Annotated in this window: 17 protein-coding genes; 15 read left to right on the top strand and 2 right to left on the bottom strand. The window is 48.6% G+C overall.

All coding sequences use genetic code 11. The features are described from left to right. The first annotated feature begins 7 nt into the window (after positions 1 to 7). The 9 genes from HPY28_RS11115 (at position 8) to HPY28_RS11155 (ending at position 9,044) form a co-directional block, all read left to right on the top strand. The gene (locus tag HPY28_RS11115; protein WP_483297546.1) at positions 8 to 1,066 is read left to right on the top strand and encodes a FecCD family ABC transporter permease; all 1,059 of its coding nucleotides are present in this window, start codon (positions 8 to 10) and stop codon (positions 1,064 to 1,066) included. Continuing rightward, positions 1,063 to 1,878: a heme ABC transporter ATP-binding protein gene (locus tag HPY28_RS11120; protein ID WP_173622510.1), complete on the top strand. Its 816-nt coding sequence runs from the start codon at positions 1,063 to 1,065 to the stop codon at positions 1,876 to 1,878. The genes HPY28_RS11115 and HPY28_RS11120 overlap by 4 nt, the downstream gene beginning before the upstream one ends. A gap of 181 nt (positions 1,879 to 2,059) precedes the next feature. Continuing rightward, complete coding sequence (locus HPY28_RS11125) at positions 2,060 to 2,527, top strand: RidA family protein (protein ID WP_017247695.1); 468 nt, start codon at positions 2,060 to 2,062, stop codon at positions 2,525 to 2,527. Between the two features lies 1 nt (position 2,528). Continuing rightward, positions 2,529 to 3,179 carry a helix-turn-helix transcriptional regulator gene (locus HPY28_RS11130; protein ID WP_174230565.1) on the top strand — a complete coding sequence of 217 codons (651 nt, stop codon included), beginning with the start codon at positions 2,529 to 2,531 and terminating at the stop codon, positions 3,177 to 3,179. A 22-nt stretch (positions 3,180 to 3,201) separates the two neighbouring features. Beyond that, a complete protein-coding gene (locus tag HPY28_RS11135) occupies positions 3,202 to 4,245 on the top strand; it encodes a dipeptidase (RefSeq protein ID WP_017247697.1) in 1,044 nt (347 codons plus the stop codon). A 24-nt stretch (positions 4,246 to 4,269) separates the two neighbouring features. Beyond that, positions 4,270 to 6,444 carry a CocE/NonD family hydrolase gene (locus tag HPY28_RS11140; protein WP_174230566.1) on the top strand — a complete coding sequence of 725 codons (2,175 nt, stop codon included), beginning with the start codon at positions 4,270 to 4,272 and terminating at the stop codon, positions 6,442 to 6,444. 6 nt (positions 6,445 to 6,450) lie between these two features. Next, positions 6,451 to 7,464, top strand: a complete 1,014-nt coding sequence (locus HPY28_RS11145; RefSeq protein ID WP_174230567.1) for a methyltransferase domain-containing protein — start codon at positions 6,451 to 6,453, stop codon at positions 7,462 to 7,464. Between the two features lie 57 nt (positions 7,465 to 7,521). Next, complete coding sequence (locus tag HPY28_RS11150; protein ID WP_174230568.1) at positions 7,522 to 8,070, top strand: sigma-70 family RNA polymerase sigma factor; 549 nt, start codon at positions 7,522 to 7,524, stop codon at positions 8,068 to 8,070. Then, on the top strand, positions 8,040 to 9,044 hold the full coding sequence (locus tag HPY28_RS11155; RefSeq protein ID WP_174230569.1) for a hypothetical protein: 1,005 nt from the start codon (positions 8,040 to 8,042) through the stop codon (positions 9,042 to 9,044). Before HPY28_RS11150 ends, HPY28_RS11155 begins: the two co-directional genes overlap by 31 nt. A 54-nt stretch (positions 9,045 to 9,098) precedes the next feature. On the opposite strand, the gene HPY28_RS11160 is transcribed toward HPY28_RS11155, so the two are convergent. Beyond that, the gene (locus tag HPY28_RS11160; protein WP_174225792.1) at positions 9,099 to 9,977 is read right to left on the bottom strand and encodes a GNAT family N-acetyltransferase; all 879 of its coding nucleotides are present in this window, start codon (positions 9,975 to 9,977) and stop codon (positions 9,099 to 9,101) included. Positions 9,978 to 10,280: 303 nt separating this feature from the next. Between HPY28_RS11160 and lepA the strand changes: the two genes are divergently transcribed. Both lepA and HPY28_RS30715 read left to right on the top strand, forming a co-directional pair. After that, positions 10,281 to 12,098 carry a translation elongation factor 4 gene (gene lepA, locus HPY28_RS11165; RefSeq protein ID WP_017247703.1) on the top strand — a complete coding sequence of 606 codons (1,818 nt, stop codon included), beginning with the start codon at positions 10,281 to 10,283 and terminating at the stop codon, positions 12,096 to 12,098. Positions 12,099 to 12,383: 285 nt separating this feature from the next. Then, a complete protein-coding gene (locus tag HPY28_RS30715; protein ID WP_256436654.1) occupies positions 12,384 to 12,506 on the top strand; it encodes a hypothetical protein in 123 nt (40 codons plus the stop codon). 157 nt (positions 12,507 to 12,663) lie between these two features. Here the strand turns inward: HPY28_RS30715 and ycaC are convergent, their stop codons facing one another. Continuing rightward, the gene (gene ycaC / locus HPY28_RS11170; protein ID WP_174230570.1) at positions 12,664 to 13,296 is read right to left on the bottom strand and encodes an isochorismate family cysteine hydrolase YcaC; all 633 of its coding nucleotides are present in this window, start codon (positions 13,294 to 13,296) and stop codon (positions 12,664 to 12,666) included. Between the two features lie 392 nt (positions 13,297 to 13,688). Here ycaC and hemW point away from each other — a divergent pair, with 392 nt between their 5' ends. The 4 genes from hemW (at position 13,689) to dnaK (ending at position 18,490) form a co-directional block, all read left to right on the top strand. Further along, complete coding sequence (gene hemW, locus HPY28_RS11175) at positions 13,689 to 14,831, top strand: radical SAM family heme chaperone HemW (RefSeq protein ID WP_174230571.1); 1,143 nt, start codon at positions 13,689 to 13,691, stop codon at positions 14,829 to 14,831. 153 nt (positions 14,832 to 14,984) lie between these two features. Beyond that, the gene (hrcA, locus tag HPY28_RS11180; protein WP_017247715.1) at positions 14,985 to 16,010 is read left to right on the top strand and encodes a heat-inducible transcriptional repressor HrcA; all 1,026 of its coding nucleotides are present in this window, start codon (positions 14,985 to 14,987) and stop codon (positions 16,008 to 16,010) included. 58 nt (positions 16,011 to 16,068) lie between these two features. Further along, positions 16,069 to 16,611, top strand: a complete 543-nt coding sequence (gene grpE, locus HPY28_RS11185) for a nucleotide exchange factor GrpE (RefSeq protein ID WP_173622517.1) — start codon at positions 16,069 to 16,071, stop codon at positions 16,609 to 16,611. A 52-nt stretch (positions 16,612 to 16,663) separates the two neighbouring features. Continuing rightward, complete coding sequence (gene dnaK / locus HPY28_RS11190) at positions 16,664 to 18,490, top strand: molecular chaperone DnaK (RefSeq protein ID WP_017247716.1); 1,827 nt, start codon at positions 16,664 to 16,666, stop codon at positions 18,488 to 18,490. Positions 18,491 to 18,574: the final 84 nt, after the last annotated feature.

The following is an 18,574-nucleotide window of genomic DNA, read 5'->3' on the forward strand; positions in this document are numbered from 1 at the left end:
GGAGGGAATAGCACTGCAACAGTTCAAGTTACCTTATATCATCATTACTCTACTGGTCGGACTCTTCCTCTCGATTACGTTCGCAGTTACCTTGGGTTCAGTGGAAATTAAGCCGACAACGGTATGGAAAATCGCCTTATCAAAAATTCCGATGTTGACCCAATGGATTCAGGTGGATTGGTCCAAAGGGGAGCAAACGATTATTTGGGATATTCGCTTTCCGCGTGTACTCTTGGGGGCGATCGTCGGCGCAGGTCTGTCTGTCGTGGGAGTAGCGATCCAGTCGTTAGTTCGCAACTCCCTGGCTGACCCGTATGTGTTAGGTGTATCTTCAGGTGCTTCCGTTGGAGCTACCTCGGTCATTATATTCGGAGCATTCAGCATGTACGGGCAGTATGCGCTATCCTTTGGCGCTTTTACAGGCTCCCTTGTGTCAATCATTCTCATTTTTACGCTATCCCGTATCGGAGGACAAAACTCGACGGTACGTCTGCTCATGGCTGGAATTGCGATATCTGCGATCTTGTCTGCCATTACCAGTCTCCTTGTCTTTTCAGCGCCGAATGAGCATGGAATTGGGACGGTCCTGTTTTGGTTAAGTGGAAGTCTGGCTGGCGGGAAATGGGAGTACCTGACTATTCCTACATTGATTGTCGTCATCTGTCTCATCGTCTTAATGGCCCAATACCGCTCGTTGAATGCGATGCTGATGGGAGAGGAGTCAGCGGGGACATTGGGGGTTAATACGGTACAATTCCGCAAGCTTCTCCTGGTGATCACGGCACTTCTCACGGGGGTAATCGTGTCCATCGCGGGATCAATCGGTTTTGTCGGATTAATGATGCCCCACATCGTCCGTGTGATGGTCGGATCAGATCACAGACGTGTTCTTCCTGTCAGCGCTTTATTTGGCGCGATATTTCTAATCTGGGTAGATGTAGTCGCCAGGCTCGCATTTGCACCGGAAGAGCTGCCAATTGGTATTTTGACAGCGCTGTGTGGAGGTCCATTCTTTATCTGGTTGATGTTGCGGAGTTCTTATTCCTTTGGAGGTAGCGGACGATGAATTTGTTGGTGGAGAATATATCGGTCGAACTGGAGAAAAAGGAAATCCTTCGCAACGTCAGTCTGGAGGTGCGCTCTGGAGAGTTTGTGGGGCTGATCGGGCCGAATGGCAGTGGGAAGTCCACATTGCTAAAAAGCATTTATCGCGTATTGAAGCCGCGTTCGGGATGGATCTCGCTTGATGGAGACGACGTGTATAAGTTAACCTCACGTCAAAACGCTCAGCGAATGGCGGCAGTACGGCAGGAGTCCTCTGTTGAATTCGATTTTTCGGTAACCGAAATCGTGAATATGGGACGTGCTCCGCATAAACGGCTGTTTCAGTCCGATAACGCAGAAGACGCTCGAATTTGTGAAGATGCGCTACAGCGGGTAGGGATGCATACATATGCCGATCGCAGCTTTTTCAGTTTATCGGGTGGGGAGAAGCAGCGGGTGCTGATTGCCAGAGCGTTGGTGCAGCAAGCTGAGTTTCTTGTCCTTGATGAACCGACGAATCATTTGGATGTTCGATACCAATTGCAGGTCATGGATCTGGTCAAAACGCTGGGAATTACGGTCTTGTCTTCGTTGCATGATCTCAATATCGCAGCGATGTACTGTGATCGTCTGTACGTGATCTGTGAGGGGGAAATCGTTACCTCAGGGACGCCGGAGGAAGTCTTGACACCCCAGCTGATTCGGAATGTTTTCGGCGTAGAGACAGAAGTGACGACCCATCCCATTACAGGCAAAAGACATGTGTATTTCTACTCGGAAGCGATCCGTGTGAAACCATCTATCCAGAAGGTAATGAGTGGAGCCAACGGATAGGGGCGGAGTTGAGTTTTCTGTGATTTTCATAAGGGGATGCCTAGTCGGCGTCCTTTTTTGTTAAGGCTACAGTATATGGATTTCAAATAAATTTTTTATCATATAAAAAATTGTTGAAGAAGAATTTACAGAATAGTATGGTTAAAGAAAGGGATGAAATTGATGACGAGGTGATGGTCTTATGTCCAAAGTAGAGCAGCGTTTAAAAGAGTTAGGGTATGAGTTGCCGCCAGTTCCTCCAACCATGGCGAACTATGTGTCATGTGTACAGACTGGCAATGTCATTTATACATCCGGTGCTGGGTGCTATGTAAATGGAAACCCGATATATCTAGGCAGGCTCGGATCGGATGTGACGATCGAGCAGGGCTACGAGGCTGCAAAGGTCACGGTTCTGAATCTGCTAGCCATTTTGAAAAGCGAGATTGGTGATTTGGATCGAATCACACGGATTGTCAAGCTGTTCGCACTCGTCAGCAGCGCCCCTGATTTCTACGAGCAGCCGCGGGTGGTTAATGGAGCTTCTGATTTCCTCATCGAAATTTTTGGTGAAGCGGGTAAGCATGCGAGAGCGGCAGCTGGGACATCTGTTCTTCCGTTTAACAATCCGATCGAAATTGAGATGATTGTGGAAGTGAACGAGGGGTAATATGAAAAACGTACATCCGATATTAGCAAGCTACATTCCGGTAGTAGAGGGACTGGCACGGACATTTGGCGAGCATTGTGAAGTGGTGTTACATGATCTGACAGGCGATATTTCCTCATCGATCATTGCCATTTTCAACGGCCATGTCAGTGGCAGGCAAATCGGTTCGCCGGTAACGAATTTGGCACTGCAAGCTTTACGTACGGCGAAGGTCAGTGAAGAAGCTTTTGACCTCAACTACCGCAACGACACCATCAAAGGCAAACAGATCAAATCGAGCTCCATTTACATCAAGGATGAGCATGGAGAAGTCATTGGCAGTCTGTGCATCAATCTTGATATCACTCATCTCGCAATGGCGCAATCATTCATCGAATCGATGATGGTGATCCAAGACAAGCGTGAGTCAGAAAAAGCGGAAGAGAACTTCGCCCCGACTGTCGGGACTTTAATGGAGCAAATGATAGACGATTGCCTGAAACGAACAGGCAAACCAATTGCCCTGATGCAAAAAGAAGAGAAGATTCAATTTATCCACCAGTTGGATGAAATGGGTCTCTTTTTGATCAAAGGAGCCGTGCAATACGTCGCGGATTTGTTGGATATATCCAAATTCACGGTTTACAACTATCTCGATAAGAAAAATCCATAGAACAAGATGGGAGATGACCCGTATGACGGAAGTAACGAGAGAACAGGCGCGCAAATTTCATGACGGTGTTCACGTTCTAGATGGGCATTTTGATCTGCTGATGGATGTGGAGATTCAGCGTGGATACGGTCGAACCAAAATGATCGAGACAGAGTATTTGCCACGGTTCCAGCAGGGTGGCGTGCATTCCATCGTAGCAGCAGTGTTCGTAGAGGATGCGTTTGTACCGGAGATGAGTCTGCGCAAGGCACTCAACCAGATCAGCGCTATGCATGCAGAAGCGGCAGAGTCTCCCGAGCACATCGTCATCGCGAAAAATCTGGATGATTTGCAGCGGGCAAGAGCGGAGCAAAAAGTATCGTTCATTCTGTCGTTGGAAGGGGCAGAGCCACTGCATAACGACCTGAGTCTCTTGCGTGTCTTTTATGAGCTTGGAGTACGGATGATGGGGCTGGTCTGGAGTCGGCGCAACTTCGTTGGGGACGGCAGCTTTTTTGCACCGGTTCGCGAAGGAAAAAAAGGGGGCATCACCGATTTCGGTGTGCGTCTCATCGAGGAAGCGGAAAAGCTGGGCATCGTCATCGATGTGAGCCATTTGAATGACGAAGGGTTCTGGGACGTGATGGAAATTGCTGAAAAGCCCGTGATTGCATCTCATTCCAACAGCCGAACAGTCGTGCCGACAATGCGCAATCTGACAGATGAGCAAATCAAAGCGATTGCGGAAAAGGACGGACTTGTCGGGCTGAATGCGTTTAGCATGTTTGCAGCGGCTAACAGCGCTGACGCAACTATTGAGAGACTGATTGATCATGTTGACTATATGAAAAAGCTTGTTGGAGCAAGGTACATCGGTATAGGCCTTGACCTGTGCGATGATTTGACGAAATATTTGCCCTTGGACAAGATTGCCAAAACCAAAGAGATGCCATTTGATGTAGTAAAAGGCCATGCGTCACTTCCGGAAATTACGCGTGAGCTAATGAAGCGAGGGTACACGGATGCAGAAATCGAAGGAATCTTGGGTGGTAATTTCCTCAGAGTGTATCAGGAAGTGTGGAAGTAGATCAGATAACAGGAGGAATGGCGGATGGCACAGACTGGGCATAAACGAGCTTCTTTTGGCTATTATCAATCTGGCATCAAGGTAGCTGATATACGCTTTGAGGATGGGGAAGTTTGGTATCGGGGCACAGGTTGGGATACAGGTGGTGCGGCTAAAGGTCTGTTTGCACAACTGGCTGAAGGGGAAGCAGCCTACGAGTTGCCTCTCCTCACCCTGGCACAAAAGCTGCTCGAATGGGAGCAAATCGACTGGGAGAGCGATCAAGTCGTGTTTCCGGAAAGTGGAGGGCACTACCAACGTCACCTGTCCATCGAAGGTACAGGTCCTGCAGGGCAAAAGCAAGCGTGGATATGGGCGGTGCGCGAAGCAGCGCAGCCAATTGACTTGATCATTTGTGAGAACGAAGTCATCGCTTTTGTGCTGACAGGTCGTGGCGATAGCGCTGTATTGGCTAAAACAGGGTGGGAGGATTTGACGCCGCTCACGATGTGGCAGGACCCTCAGTTGTCCGAAGTTAACTACGGTGTACATCATTTGGGTAGGCATGATGTAGAGATGAGAGATGGCATTCGTCTGGCGACCGAGGTTTGGCTGCCCGCAGGTTTGACGGAAGGACAGCGAGTTCCAACGATTTTCATGCGCACTCCCTATGGACGAATGGATGGCATTTTTCGCCGTTTACCCTTTGTAGCTCGCGGATATGCGCTGGTTGTTCAGGATACGCGCGGGCGTGAAGATTCCGAGGGAGAGTGGATTCCACTCGTTCACGAGCGCAATGATGGAGACGACAGCCTCAACTGGATCGCGAGTCAGGAGTGGTCGGATGGCAACATCGGGATGCTCGGCGGCTCGTATGTGGGCTATGTGCAGTGGGCTGCGGCCGCTAGCGGCAATCCGCATCTGAAGGCGATTTTTAGCTACGTGACAGTAGGGACGCCTTACGTGGACATCCCACGAAAAGGGGGAACGATTCTTGGTGGTCTGTCATGGATTTTCATGATGGCAGAGAAGCGGCGAAATGTCGCGGCTCTATCCCGAGATGACTGGAGTGAGGTCATCAAGGTGCGCCCGATCAAGGAAATCCCGCAAAAAGTGCTGGGAAAAGAAATTCCGTTTTGGACAAAATGGATGGAACATCAGGACGGAGACGAATTCTGGGCGATGTCAGACTGGAAACGGCATGCGGATCAGGTAAAGGTGCCTGCTACCCTTGTATCAGGCTGGTATGACGACAACGGGATGGGGACGAGCGAATCGTGGGAGGTCATCTCCCGAAATGTGCCAGAGCATGCCAAACTCATCTTGGGGCCGTGGTATCACAAGGCGAATACGACCCGAGAAATCCATCATGTGCCATTTGGAAACAATGCCATCCGCTACGATCTGGATGTGACACAGCTCCGCTGGTTTGACCGCTATTTAAAAGGAGTGGAAAATGGCGTCGATCAAGAGCCTCGTGTTGAGTACTACATGGTGGGAAAAAACGAATGGAAGACTTCGCAGACTTGGCCGCCAGCGGAGGTGACGATGACGAATCTGTATCTGAATAGTGGGGGAAACGCCAATACGAGTGGCGGAGATGGAACACTGACCCTTTCTATCCCAGGTGAACAGGCGGTGGATACATACAGCTATGATCCGCTAGACGCAGCACCGTATCTGCTGGATTTGTCCGAGAATGAAAACAGCGTTCCGGAAAACTATCGGGATGTGGAAGCGCGGGCAGATGTCCTTGTCTACACATCAGAGCCATTGGAAGAGGAAGTCGTTATCGCGGGAGAAATCTCGGCTGTTATCTATGCATCCAGCTCAGCGCGTGATACAGATTGGCTTGTCCGGCTGTGTGATGTAGATGAGGAAGGCAATTCGATTCGTCTATCAGACGGGATTATTTGCGCACGCTACCGTCACTCATTCCAAGAGCCTGAGCTACTTGTTCCCGGACAAATCGAGTGCTATGAGATTCGCATGACCAAGATCGCCAATGTTTTCCGAAAAGGTCACCGCATTCGCGTCTCGGTTACTTCTGGCGCCGAGAACTTCTCGTTCCCCAATCCGAATACAGGCAATGATCTGGCAACGGAAACGGAGACTCTCATCGCCGTGCAAGTTGTCTATCATGACAGCCGATATCCGAGTCATATTAAGCTCCCTCTCTTGCGTTCTGGGGGAAATAAGCAATCTTCAGGAGGTATCTAAAGCAATATGACAGTTTACAGTTGTAGAATATGCAAGTTCCGTTACGACGAGTGGTTAGGTGATACGAAAAATGGCGTCCCGCCTGGGGTGCCTTTTCCTCATTTAGCAGGTTCTGTGTGTACCGACTGTGGGATGGACGAGGAAGGTCGGCACTTGCCGCTTCCTGAAACGAAGTACACGAACGTAGAAGCTACGTATTACGATCAGTTTGCGGGGAAGGCTAGCATCGCTTTTTATCGAAACTGGTTGGTGCGGGAAGCGGAGCAATCACCAGTCTCTGTACTGGAGCTAGGGGTTGGAACAGGGAGAATTGCCATTGAACTGGCACGGAATGGCTTGTCAGTCTGCGGGATAGATTGGAGCCCGGATATGCTAGAGATGGCTGCAAAAAAGAAACGGCGCATGTTAAAAGGGAAAGAAGATCTGCTGGAGCTGGTCGAACAAAATATGTGGGGGCTGGAGCTTGAACGGAAATTTACGCATGTGCTTCTTCCAGAAGGGATTTTTCAGCAGGCCACCTGTAGAGACAAACAACGTCAATTGCTTTCGGTCATCCTCGATTACATAACGGAGGACGGAACAGTGGCAATTGACTTACTCTTGCCGCCAGTAAAAAATCAATGGACAACGATGCAACGCAAATTCGTTTTCCCGGACCGCATGGTGTATCAAAAGGTGGAGGGGGAAACCTCACTCTTGGATCAAAAGTTCCGCTACACGCTTACTTATGAGACTTTTCTTGATCAGATTGAGCAACCAAGGTATCGCGTAGAGCGTGAGATGGCGTTGCTTTTGCCTACAGAGCTTGAGCTGTTATTGGAAGGATCAGGCTTTCACGTCACCTATAGCAAAGAGAATGTATTCCACAAGCAAGACTTCGAGCTGAGTCAAGCGGACGAGGGCTATGATATGGATCGTTGGCAGCATGGTGGGTATCCATTCGCTGAACCTGTCGGGACACCCGGTGGCGCTACTCGCTGGACGATTTTGGCGAAAAAAATTTCTTCCTCCACTTTGTAACAAAAAGTTTGCTACTGCATCTAACCAGTATGAATGCGAGTGAAGGAGGTCGCACCCTTGGAAAAATTGCAGCCGACGACAGATGCTGCGTTAGAGCAAATCATGAGGGAATATGGGACCCGCGTGCTTCGACTCGTCACTTTTCTGGTCAAAGATCGCAGCTTGGCAGAGGATATTACGCAAGATGTATTCGTTAAGGTGTATCGGCATCTTCCCCGCTTTCGGCAGGAGAGCAGCGTGCACACATGGTTGTATCGAATCGCGGTTAATGAGTGCAAAGGTTATTTACGTTCTTGGGCGTTCCGTCATATCCTTCCCCGCTCGTGGATTAGACAGGATGGGGAGCTTTCAACAGAAAGTCTTGTGCTTGATCAAGCCGAAAGGGACCAGCTCGTAGCAGAAGTATTGCAGCTTCCTCCGCTCTATCGTCAAGTGATTGCCCTTCATTACTATGCGGATTTATCCATCGGAGAGGTAGCGGATGTACTTGGGGTAACGGAAGGGACAGTCAGAACCCGGTTGCATAGGGCCAGACAGCAGCTTCGGCAGAGTATGGGAGAGGGGAGGGACTGGGAATGGACGAGAACCGATGGCTCACGGAATTAAAGGAACGGGCAGATCAAACTATTTTTCGTGATGTACAGTTCACTGCATCGATGGAAGAGCGAGTGCGGCAGAGGGTGAGGCCTGGGACTGGGTGGATGACTGGTTGGAGGAAGCTAGCCTTGCCGGGCGTTGTGCTGACTATGGGCTTGCTATTGTGGTTCGGGCTCCCCATTCAGGAGAAGAGACAATCTGCACGGCATGAGGTGAGACCTTTACAACAAGAGACACAAGTACACTCCTTGTTGCCAGGGGGCCAAATTGTTGAAGCGGATTTGTGGAAGCTGTCGCCTTCATTTTCTTCCACTTACAACAATCAGTCCTTTTCTTATTTGGGAGAAAGGCCTGTCCGCATCATGACAGATCAGGAAGGTTTCTACGAAGGGCAGATGCAGCGGGTGATTTGGCTGTTGAATGGGGACTACACACAAGAAGTAGAGATCGCTGCTTACAACACCGATGGGAGCCGGCTGTCATTGGGCAACTACGAGGCTATGGACCCGTTATACGATGCGGATGGTCATTTTCCATCAGGGATCGTGTTACCTGAACCGGGAAAATGGAAGCTAGAAGTAAGAGCAGGAGGCAAACATCTCGGACAAGTTTTTGTCGAAGTGAAAAAAGGGATAGCACCTGCGAACCGTCAACTAGTTGGGCCTACCATTCATCAGTTTTTGCAGACGGAAAGCGTTAAGCTGGGGTGGCTGGGAAAACACCGCGAGATTAACGTCGAGCTCCTCGGCGTAGAAGCACCAGATGCTGAAAAACGAACGGTATACGCTTGGGTGAAAATAGCGGGAAGCAATTCTTCCGCGCTCAGTGCACCAATGGTCTTTCAAATCGCCTACAATGGGAATGAGTATCGGGTGACTGACTTCCAAATGCCCGAAGACGGCAGCAACTACCAGGGCAGTCTGCAAAAACTGTTTCCACCTAAAGTGCTAGAGCAAGTTCACAATCGATCAAAAACAAAGTAAGAATGACAAAACGGACCTTTGCCTAAAAGAAAGTCCGTTTTTCGCTGTTCATGTTTATCCGTATATTTGAGCACCTATCGCCCAATACGTCCCAGCCCGGCGTGGCAGACTATCAGTATTCGCAACCATCACTGGGGGATGAGAAACCTGTATGAAGCCGTTTTGCTCCAAATAAGTGTGAAATGCTGTTTGCTCATCTGGTACGTCTATCCGCACACGTCCGGTATGATTTTGTGTCAGCTTGTACAGGATGTGTTCAGCCATGATGGCATTTTCTGCGACGATCGGCCCCGCGATAAGGTTGACTGGGCCTTGGACGGCGAAGCCATACCCGATGATTTTGCTGGAGCGATTTTTGACTACCAGACAGGTAGTGGCTTGTCTCATGCGTGTCTCGAGAAAATGAGTGCGTCTGCTACCCAGTGCTGCTTTGTCCAATTCAACCACACTCGAGAAATCGTCCAACTCCATAGGTACCATTTCGAATTCGTCACTGGCTTCGTTTTGCAGAGGTGCTTCAGGCACAAAGCGTTCAGCTATGAACTTTCGAATACGATCTACTGTCTGGAACCTGAGATTTTTGTACAATGGCTCTCCTTCTGGAGTTGCAATGAGCATGATCGTTGTATCGGTAGAAACAGACGTCATGCACGCCTGCATGAGCTGGCGGCCAAATCCTTTGCCTTGTGACGAGGGATGGACGATCACCATACCGATGCTCGCAAGCTTGTCATCGTACGGGATGATAGCCGCACATGAAAGTAGGGTGCCACTCGCGTCTTTGTGACCGAATACGGTGCCGATAGACAGAATTGTGTGAATTTCAGGTTCGTCGTAATCCCAGCCTACGGAATCAGATAAGGCAATGAGACCGGGAATATCTGCTATCGTCAAGCAATGCAAGCAAGAGTCAACGCTGTTCACTTTGATCATTCTCCGTTTCTTTCGTTGTGTTCACGGCGGCGGTATCGCCTAAGGAATCGTTAAATGCTTCCGCAACTTTTGTACGTGTAGCGGCCAGGCGCTTCGCAGCTCCATGCTCATGCAGCGGATCACTCCATGCTATTTACCACTTTAGCACAGGAAAAGTTTGGATACGAGAAAAAGGAGGCAAATGCCCGATTCTCTTTGGTTGCTCTTTATATCATCGGTTTGTTATAATTACTGTTAGTGTATTTTTTGTGAGGCGCAATCTGAACGTTTGAATGGATTCGCGTGGGAGGGAACGAACAACACATGGATCGTCGTGAAAGACAAAAAAGGATACGAAATTTTTCCATCATCGCCCACATTGACCATGGAAAGTCGACGCTGGCAGACCGTATTTTGGAGCTGACCGGTGCTTTGACTGCACGTGAGATGGAAGCCCAGTTTCTTGACACGATGGAGCTGGAAAAAGAGCGCGGGATTACGATTAAGCTCAATGCCGTGCGTTTGAACTATAAAGCAGATGACGGTGAGGAATACATTCTCCACCTGATTGACACCCCTGGACACGTCGACTTTACGTATGAAGTATCCCGCAGTTTGGCTGCTTGTGAAGGGGCTATTCTCGTCGTGGATGCGGCACAAGGGATCGAAGCCCAGACATTGGCAAACGTCTATTTGGCGTTGGACAGCGACCTGGAGATCATTCCGGTTATCAACAAAATCGACCTGCCGAGCGCAGAGCCTGAGCGCGTGAAGCAAGAGGTTGAAGACGTAATTGGTCTAGATGCCAGTGATGCGGTTCTGACATCTGCCAAAGCAGGTATCGGGATTAAAGAAGTGCTGGAAGCGGTTGTGCAAAAAGTACCGGCTCCAGAGGGAGATCCAGATGCACCTCTGCAAGCTTTGATTTTTGACTCCTATTTTGATGCGTATCGTGGCGTTATTGCCTCTATCCGTGTCATCAACGGGACCTTGAAAAAGGGTATGAAAATCAAGATGATGGCAACAGGCAAGTCGTTTGAGGTAACAGAAATCGGTACCTCTACACCACGCCAAACACAAGTTGAAGAGTTAACGGTTGGAGACGTAGGTTACGTAGCAGCTTCCATTAAAACGGTGGGAGACACCAGTGTGGGGGATACCATTACCGATGCGAATCGCCCTGCACCTGAACCGCTACCTGGCTACCGCAAGATTAACCCGATGGTATTCTGCGGTCTGTACCCAATCGAAACAAACGAGTACAACGATCTGCGTGATGCGTTGGAAAAGCTCCAGCTCAACGATGCGTCTCTGCAGTTTGAACCGGAGACTTCCCAAGCACTTGGCTTTGGTTTCCGTTGTGGTTTCTTGGGACTTCTGCACATGGAGATCATCCAGGAGCGGATCGAACGGGAATTCAACATTAACTTGATTACTACCGCGCCGAGCGTTATTTATCGCATTACCAAAACGAACGGCGAAGTATTCGAAATCGACAACCCGTCTAAAATGCCGGAAGCGCAAAAGATCGAAATGGTCGAGGAGCCTTACGTTACTGCGACGGTCATGGTGCCAAAAGAATACGTCGGCGATGTTATGCAGCTGTGCCAAGGTAAGCGCGGTGAGTTTCTTGACATGCAGTACTTAGGTGAGAATCGCGTGCAGCTGAAGTACGACATGCCATTGTCCGAGATCGTCTACGATTTCTTTGACATGCTGAAGTCGGGAACAAAAGGATATGCGTCCTTTGACTACGAACTGGGTGGCTACAAAGCTTCCAAGCTGGTGAAAATGGATATTCTCCTCAACAGCGAAGTGGTGGATGCTCTGTCGTTTATCGTACACAAAGATACAGCCTATGCTCGCGGTAAGGTCATCTGCGAAAAGCTGAAGGAATTGATTCCTCGCCAGCAATTCGAGGTGCCGATTCAAGCGACGATCGGGCACAAGGTTGTAGCTCGTGAAACGATCAGTGCGTTGCGTAAAAACGTTCTTGCCAAATGTTACGGTGGGGATATCTCACGTAAGCGCAAACTGCTCGAAAAGCAAAAAGAAGGAAAGAAGCGCATGAAGTCTGTCGGTTCCGTAGAGGTACCACAAGAGGCGTTTATGGCTGTATTGCGCATGGATGATAAGAAGTAGCACTCTCCCCCCACCGTACTGCCACCAAATTGGCGAAATGGTGGGGGATTTATTTACCTTCATACATAATTTACCCGAAGGCTAACGGCATGAAATGGGATGTAGAATGCGACGACATACGCAGAATTTTCAAATCTGCTTCTGTCGTCTTTCTTTTTGGCAGATTCCGTTCTGGTGACAGGAAAACTCGACCCTGGGGAGGATCGAGTGGTCACCAAGGATGTGGTGGTTGGGGATGATTAGTTACAGGTGGTATCGCTGGTGGGTGTGGATTGATTGGGGGGAGTGGTACAGAAGTTGGGGGATGGGGATCGAGGCTGTGTGGTGGCCAAGGAGTTGGTGGATGTGGGACTTCACTCGATGGCGGAAATTCGGGATTTGGTAAGTTACAATCTGGTGGACAATTAGATTTTGCTTGGGAATCGTTATTGGTTGGTGACAATCAGAACTACCTCCTTTACTTGTTTGTAGTATCGAGTAATGGAGGAGACATTATTCAAATGATTAGGGAAGCAAGTAATAGTAAGGGGCACCGCCAACAATATGGAGGTACCCCAAGTGGGTTCTATTTGACAAGTTCGTTCTGCGCTCGATAACTTTCGATTACATGTTGATAGCCGGGAAGGTTATCGGCTAGTAAAGCACCAAAACCTTCGACGTCGTTGCGCCAATCCCGTTGTAACTCGCACGCTACACTAAACCAGTTCATGAGTTGCACGCCAGCGTGTGCCATTCGCATTAACGAGGCCTCCGCTACCTGTTTGCTGAAAGTGCCAGAAGCGTCGGTGACAACGAATGCTTCATACCCCGCATGAAGAGCGGAAAGTGCAGGGAAACTTACGCAGACATCGGTAACCACACCGGCAATGATAAGTTGCTTCTTGCCGGTTGCCTGGATTGCTTTTACAAAATCCTCATTATCCCACGCATTGATCTGTCCTGGACGAGCAATCTTGGGAGCTTCTGGAAAGAGTTCGACAAGTTCCCTGATTAATGGACCGTTTGGACCACTCTCGAAGCTTGTGGTAAGAATGACAGGCAAATTGAAAAATTTCGCGGTCTTAGCTAGAGCCATGACATTGTTCTTGAATTCATCAACCCCGTAATCACGTACAAGTCCAGAAATAAGGCCGGTTTGATGATCAATCAGAATAACAGCAGCATCATTTTGAGAAATACGGGAATAGAGATCAGTCATTTCATAATCCTCCTCAAAAACAAGTAACAACTCTAACATGTCTATTCGAAATGAAACGTTTCATTCACGAATTTGAACAACCGGCTTTTTACGTAAATCTCTCCACTGAATAACGACTACTTTTAGGAGTATAAAAGTCATGTTTGACTCGATATTGAAAAATACACTATGATAATCAAGCTGTTACAAATGCTTGTTGTATCAATGTTTGCAGTCGATTCTCTCATTTACTGTGTTACAATAAAATAACGAGGTCAATCAAAGGCGTATATGGCTGTTTTACGCATGGATGATAAGAAGTAGGCCTGACCTTGTGTCAGGTCTTTTCCATTAAAGAGGTTGTCAAAAAGTTGTCTTTTGAACAACTCAATTATAAAAGGAGGGAAAGGGACATGATGCCACAATCGGTTTACATTCACATTCCCTTTTGTACAAATAAATGCTACTACTGTGACTTCAACTCATTTGTGACGAACAATCCGCAGCTCATTTGGGATTATTTAGACGCATTGAAAAGCGAGATGGAGCTTACCTTTAGCCAGCAACCGATCGAGCAGGTGAAAACGATTTTTGTCGGCGGAGGGACGCCTACGTTTCTCGATCATGCCCAAATGCGCGCGTTTTTGGAAATCGTACAAAAGCAATTGGGCAAGTACTGGGCGGATGATATCGAGTTTTCGATGGAAGCGAATCCGGGAACGACAGACATGGAAAAGCTGCGGATCATGCGAGAGCTGGGTGTCAATCGTCTGAGTTTTGGTGTGCAGTCCTTTGACGACGCGCTCTTAAAACGATTGGGACGAATCCATGACCAGGAAGCCGTATACCGCAGTATCGATAATGCGAAAAAAGTAGGCTTCGACAACTTTAGCATCGACCTGATGTTTGGATTGCCGGATCAGACACTAGACATTTTCCGCCAGACGTTGGACAAGGCGTTTGGGCTAGGTACCACCCATTTCTCCGCGTACAGTCTCAAGGTGGAGGAGAACACGTTGTTCCACACGCTCTACCAGAAGGATCAGCTGCCGTTGCCATCGGAAGAGACAGAGCTTGAGATGTACATGGTATTAATAGAAGAGATGGAGCGTCACGGGTACACGCAGTATGAAATCAGCAATTTTGCAAAACCGGGCTTCGAGAGCAAACATAATAAAACCTATTGGCTCAATCGTGAATATTATGGGGTGGGTGCAGGTGCCCACGGCTATGTGTGCGGCCATCGACACGTGAATGCTGGCCCGCTTGCGATTTACATGCAGAAGTGCAAGGAAGGGCTGCCGCGTGTTGAACAATTCGAGGTGCCGCGCGAGGATGCCATGGAGGAACAGATGATTTTGGGGCTGAGGTTGAGAGAAGGAGTTGACCTTTCGGCGTTTGCATCCCGTTTTGGTGTAACTGTTCATGATGTTTTTGGGACAATAATAGAAGAGGAGGTAGCCAAAGGAATGCTGGAAGAACAGGACGGGTTTTTGAAGCTGACGAAACAGGGGCTTCCGCTCGGAAATGAGGTATTTGCGCGCTTTCTCCGTTAAGGATAAAGCAAAACTCGCGAAAAATGAGATTTTTTGTCTGGAGAACTCGCTCAAGTTCGTTGACAAATCCTTCTACTATTGATACCTTAGTATATAGATTTAGCACTCGATAAGCATGAGTGCTAACAATCCAACAGGAGGCGAGCGACATCCATGTTATCAGACCGTCAACAAATGATTTTAAACGCGATTGTCGATAATTACATTCATTCTGCCGAACCTGTTGGCTCCCGAACCATTTCCAAACGGGAGGACATCGGATTCTCTTCGGCAACGATACGCAACGAGATGTCTGACTTGGAAGAGCTGGGATACCTAGAACAGCCCCACACATCGGCGGGACGCGTTCCTTCTACAAAAGGATACCGCTTCTACGTCGATAACTTGATTCAGCCTCATCTTTTGGAGGAAACTGAGTTGGGTAAACTAAAACAGTTGTTTGCCGAACGTATTCTCCACTCAGAACAAGTGGTAGAGTACACTGCCCAAATTCTCTCTCAGCTGACAAACTACACGGCGATTGTCTTGGGTCCAGAGATTTTTGAGCATCGGTTAAAACATATTCAAATCGTTCCTCTCAATGCTGCACAGGCTGTCGCGATTGTGGTGACGCATACCGGAAGAGTGGAGAACAAGCTGATCGATCTTCCAGAAGGCATTGGTGCCGGGGAAATCGAGAGACTCGTCAATCTGTTGAATGCAAAGCTGACCGACGTGCCGTTATGGCAGCTTCGGCAACGTCTTTATCAAGAGATTTCCGGTGAAATGCAACGTCATACGGAACAGTATGAAGAAATTCTTCAGCTCCTCAACAACTCGCTGACACAAGAAGAAGAACGAGTATACTTACGCGGTGCGACCAAGATCTTGAACCAGCCGGAATTCCGAGACGTGGATAAAGTCAAGGATATTCTGGAGCTATTGGAGCAGCACGATCAATTGCTGAATGTGATCGGCATGCAGGGTGATGGTTTAACGGTACGCATCGGACAGGAAAACCAGCTAGACGCGATTAAGCAATGCAGTATTATTACCACTTCTTATTCGCTTGGAGGCAAGCCGGTAGGAATGGTGGGGATACTTGGTCCGACGCGAATGGAATACGGCAAGGTCATTACGGTGCTCAACCATTTAGCGGAAGGCCTATCGCGCATGCTGACTTCGCAGTTTGAGAAATAAATGGAGTGAATGGCTAAGCAGTCTTTTGACTGGGAAAGGCCGTCAGGAGGTAGTGAAGTTGAGCGAGGAAAAAGTAGCGCAAGACCCGATTCTCGAAGAAGAACAAGTAGCAAAGGATGTAGACCAAGCGGAAGTAACAGAGATGAACTTGGAGCAAGAGGCTGCTCACTGGAAGGCTCAGGCTGAGGATCACCAAAACCGCATGCTGCGCGCCATGGCCGATATGGATAACCTTCGCCGCCGTGTTCGCAAAGAGCAGGAAGATCTGGCTAAATACGCTTCTCTTAAAATCGTGGAAGAGCTTCTGCCAGTTCTCGATAACTTCGAGCGAGCACTTGCCGCTGACAAGGATTCCATGACGGTAGACTCCCTCTTGGAGGGCGTAAATATGGTATATCGTCAGATGGTCCAAGTTTTCGATAAAGAAGGCTTGGCCGCAATCGAGGCTCAAGGAAAACCATTTGACCCTCACATCCACCAGGCGGTTATGCAAACACAAGACCCTGAGTTTGAATCAGGTGTTGTGGTAGCCGAGCTGCAAAAAGGATATATGTTCAAAGACCGCGTCGTTCGTCCGGCGATGGTTCAAGTGAACGAGTAATCTCAAAAAAACGTAAATTCACTAGAAGCATAGTGTTAGGAGGACATTTTGTATGAGTCGCGTAATCGGAATTGACTTGGGAACAACCAACTCTTGTGTAGCAGTAATGGAAGGCGGAGAGCCTGTTGTTATTGCCAATGCGGAAGGTAACCGCACTACACCATCCGTAGTAGCATTCAAAAACGGCGAGCGCATCGTTGGGGAAGCGGCAAAACGCCAAGCTATCACGAATCCAGACAATACCGTAATCTCCATCAAGCGCCACATGGGTACTGCTCATAAAGAAACGCTTGAAGGTAATGCATACTCCCCTGAGCAGATTTCTGCTATGATTCTGCAAAAGCTGAAAGCAGACGCGGAAAGCTACCTTGGTCAACCTGTGACGCAGGCAGTGATTACGGTTCCTGCATACTTCAATGACAGCCAACGCCAAGCAACAAAAGATGCTGGTAAAATTGCTGGCTTGGAAGTACTGCGTATCGTGAACGAACCAACCGCAGCTGCACTTGCATACGGTATGGAGAAAACAGAAGATCAAACCGTTCTCGTATTCGACTTGGGTGGCGGTACCTTTGACGTATCCATTCTCGAATTGTCCGACGGCTTCTTCGAAGTAAAAGCGACCTCCGGTGATAACAAGCTGGGTGGAGATGACTTCGACGATGTAGTGATGAACTACCTGGTGAGCGAATTCAAAAAAGAACATGGCATCGACTTGTCCAAGGATCGTATGGCACAACAACGTTTGAAAGACGCTGCTGAAAAAGCGAAGAAAGACCTGTCCGGTGTTCTGACTACGACTATTTCTCTGCCGTTCATTACAGCAGATGCAACAGGTCCAAAACACTTGGAGATGAACCTGACTCGCGCAAAATTCGAAGAGATCTCCGCTGATTTGGTAGAGCGTACGATGGGCCCAACTCGTCAAGCGCTAAAAGATGCTGGACTGACTCCAAGCGAACTGGATCGCGTTATCCTGGTTGGTGGTTCTACTCGTATCCCAGCGGTACAAGAAGCAATCAAGAAATTTACAGGAAAAGAACCACATAAAGGTGTAAACCCAGACGAAGTAGTAGCACTGGGAGCGGCTGTTCAAGCGGGCGTACTGACTGGTGACGTGAAAGACGTCGTTCTTCTCGACGTAACTCCACTGTCCCTCGGTATCGAAACATTGGGTGGCGTATTCACCAAGTTGATCGATCGTAACACGACGATCCCAACAAGCAAATCCCAAGTGTTCTCTACAGCTGCTGACAACCAAACATCTGTAGAAATCCACGTTCTCCAAGGGGAGCGTCAAATGGCGAACGACAATAAATCTCTCGGTCGCTTCAACCTGTCTGATATCCCGCCAGCGCCACGCGGCATCCCGCAAATCGAAGTTTCCTTCGATATTGACGCGAACGGTATCGTAAATGTGCGTGCAAAAGACCTGGGTACAGGAAAAGAGCAACGTATCACGATTACTTCCAACTCCGGCCTGTCCGACGATGATATCGATCGCATGGTAAAAGATGCCGAGTTGAATGCAGAAGCGGACAAACAACGCAAAGAGCAAGTGGAAGTTCGCAACGAAGCTGATCAGCTTGTATTCACGACTGAGAAAACACTGAAAGAAGTAGAAGGCAAGATCGATCAGGCTGAAATCGACCGCGCTAACGCTGCAAAAGATAAAGTGAAAGCTGCTCTGGAAGGCGGCAACATCGAAGAGATCAAGACAGCGAAAGATGAACTGTCCGAGATCATCCAACAAATTTCTGTGAAGCTCTACGAGCAGGCTGCTCAAGCGCAAGCAGCACAAGGCGGCGCTGAAGGTCAAGAGCCGAAGAAAGACAATGTTGTTGATGCTGACTACGAAGTGGTAGACGATAAAAAGTAACACGCTGGAACTGTGAGGGGAGAGATTTCTTCCCTCACTTCCCACGATGTGACCCATGAAAGTCAAAGTCACGGAATGCTGACT

It is taken from the genome of Brevibacillus sp. HB1.2, assembly GCF_013332495.1.
Lineage (GTDB): Bacteria > Bacillota > Bacilli > Brevibacillales > Brevibacillaceae > Brevibacillus > Brevibacillus porteri.

Bases quoted from the DNA above. Each gene is read 5' to 3' on its own strand.
- HPY28_RS11120 (WP_173622510.1), top strand. From the start codon at position 1,063: ATGAATTTGTTGGTGGAGAATATATCGGTCGAACTGGAGAAAAAGGAA.
- HPY28_RS11160 (WP_174225792.1), bottom strand. From the start codon at position 9,977: ATGATCAAAGTGAACAGCGTTGACTCTTGCTTGCATTGCTTGACGATA.
- hemW (WP_174230571.1), top strand. From the start codon at position 13,689: ATGATGCCACAATCGGTTTACATTCACATTCCCTTTTGTACAAATAAA.
- HPY28_RS11145 (WP_174230567.1), top strand. From the start codon at position 6,451: ATGACAGTTTACAGTTGTAGAATATGCAAGTTCCGTTACGACGAGTGG.
- dnaK (WP_017247716.1), top strand. From the start codon at position 16,664: ATGAGTCGCGTAATCGGAATTGACTTGGGAACAACCAACTCTTGTGTA.
- hrcA (WP_017247715.1), top strand. From the start codon at position 14,985: ATGTTATCAGACCGTCAACAAATGATTTTAAACGCGATTGTCGATAAT.
- HPY28_RS11155 (WP_174230569.1), top strand. From the start codon at position 8,040: ATGGACGAGAACCGATGGCTCACGGAATTAAAGGAACGGGCAGATCAA.
- ycaC (WP_174230570.1), bottom strand. From the start codon at position 13,296: ATGACTGATCTCTATTCCCGTATTTCTCAAAATGATGCTGCTGTTATT.
- HPY28_RS11135 (WP_017247697.1), top strand. From the start codon at position 3,202: ATGACGGAAGTAACGAGAGAACAGGCGCGCAAATTTCATGACGGTGTT.
- HPY28_RS11140 (WP_174230566.1), top strand. From the start codon at position 4,270: ATGGCACAGACTGGGCATAAACGAGCTTCTTTTGGCTATTATCAATCT.
- HPY28_RS11125 (WP_017247695.1), top strand. From the start codon at position 2,060: ATGTCCAAAGTAGAGCAGCGTTTAAAAGAGTTAGGGTATGAGTTGCCG.
- HPY28_RS11130 (WP_174230565.1), top strand. From the start codon at position 2,529: ATGAAAAACGTACATCCGATATTAGCAAGCTACATTCCGGTAGTAGAG.
- lepA (WP_017247703.1), top strand. From the start codon at position 10,281: ATGGATCGTCGTGAAAGACAAAAAAGGATACGAAATTTTTCCATCATC.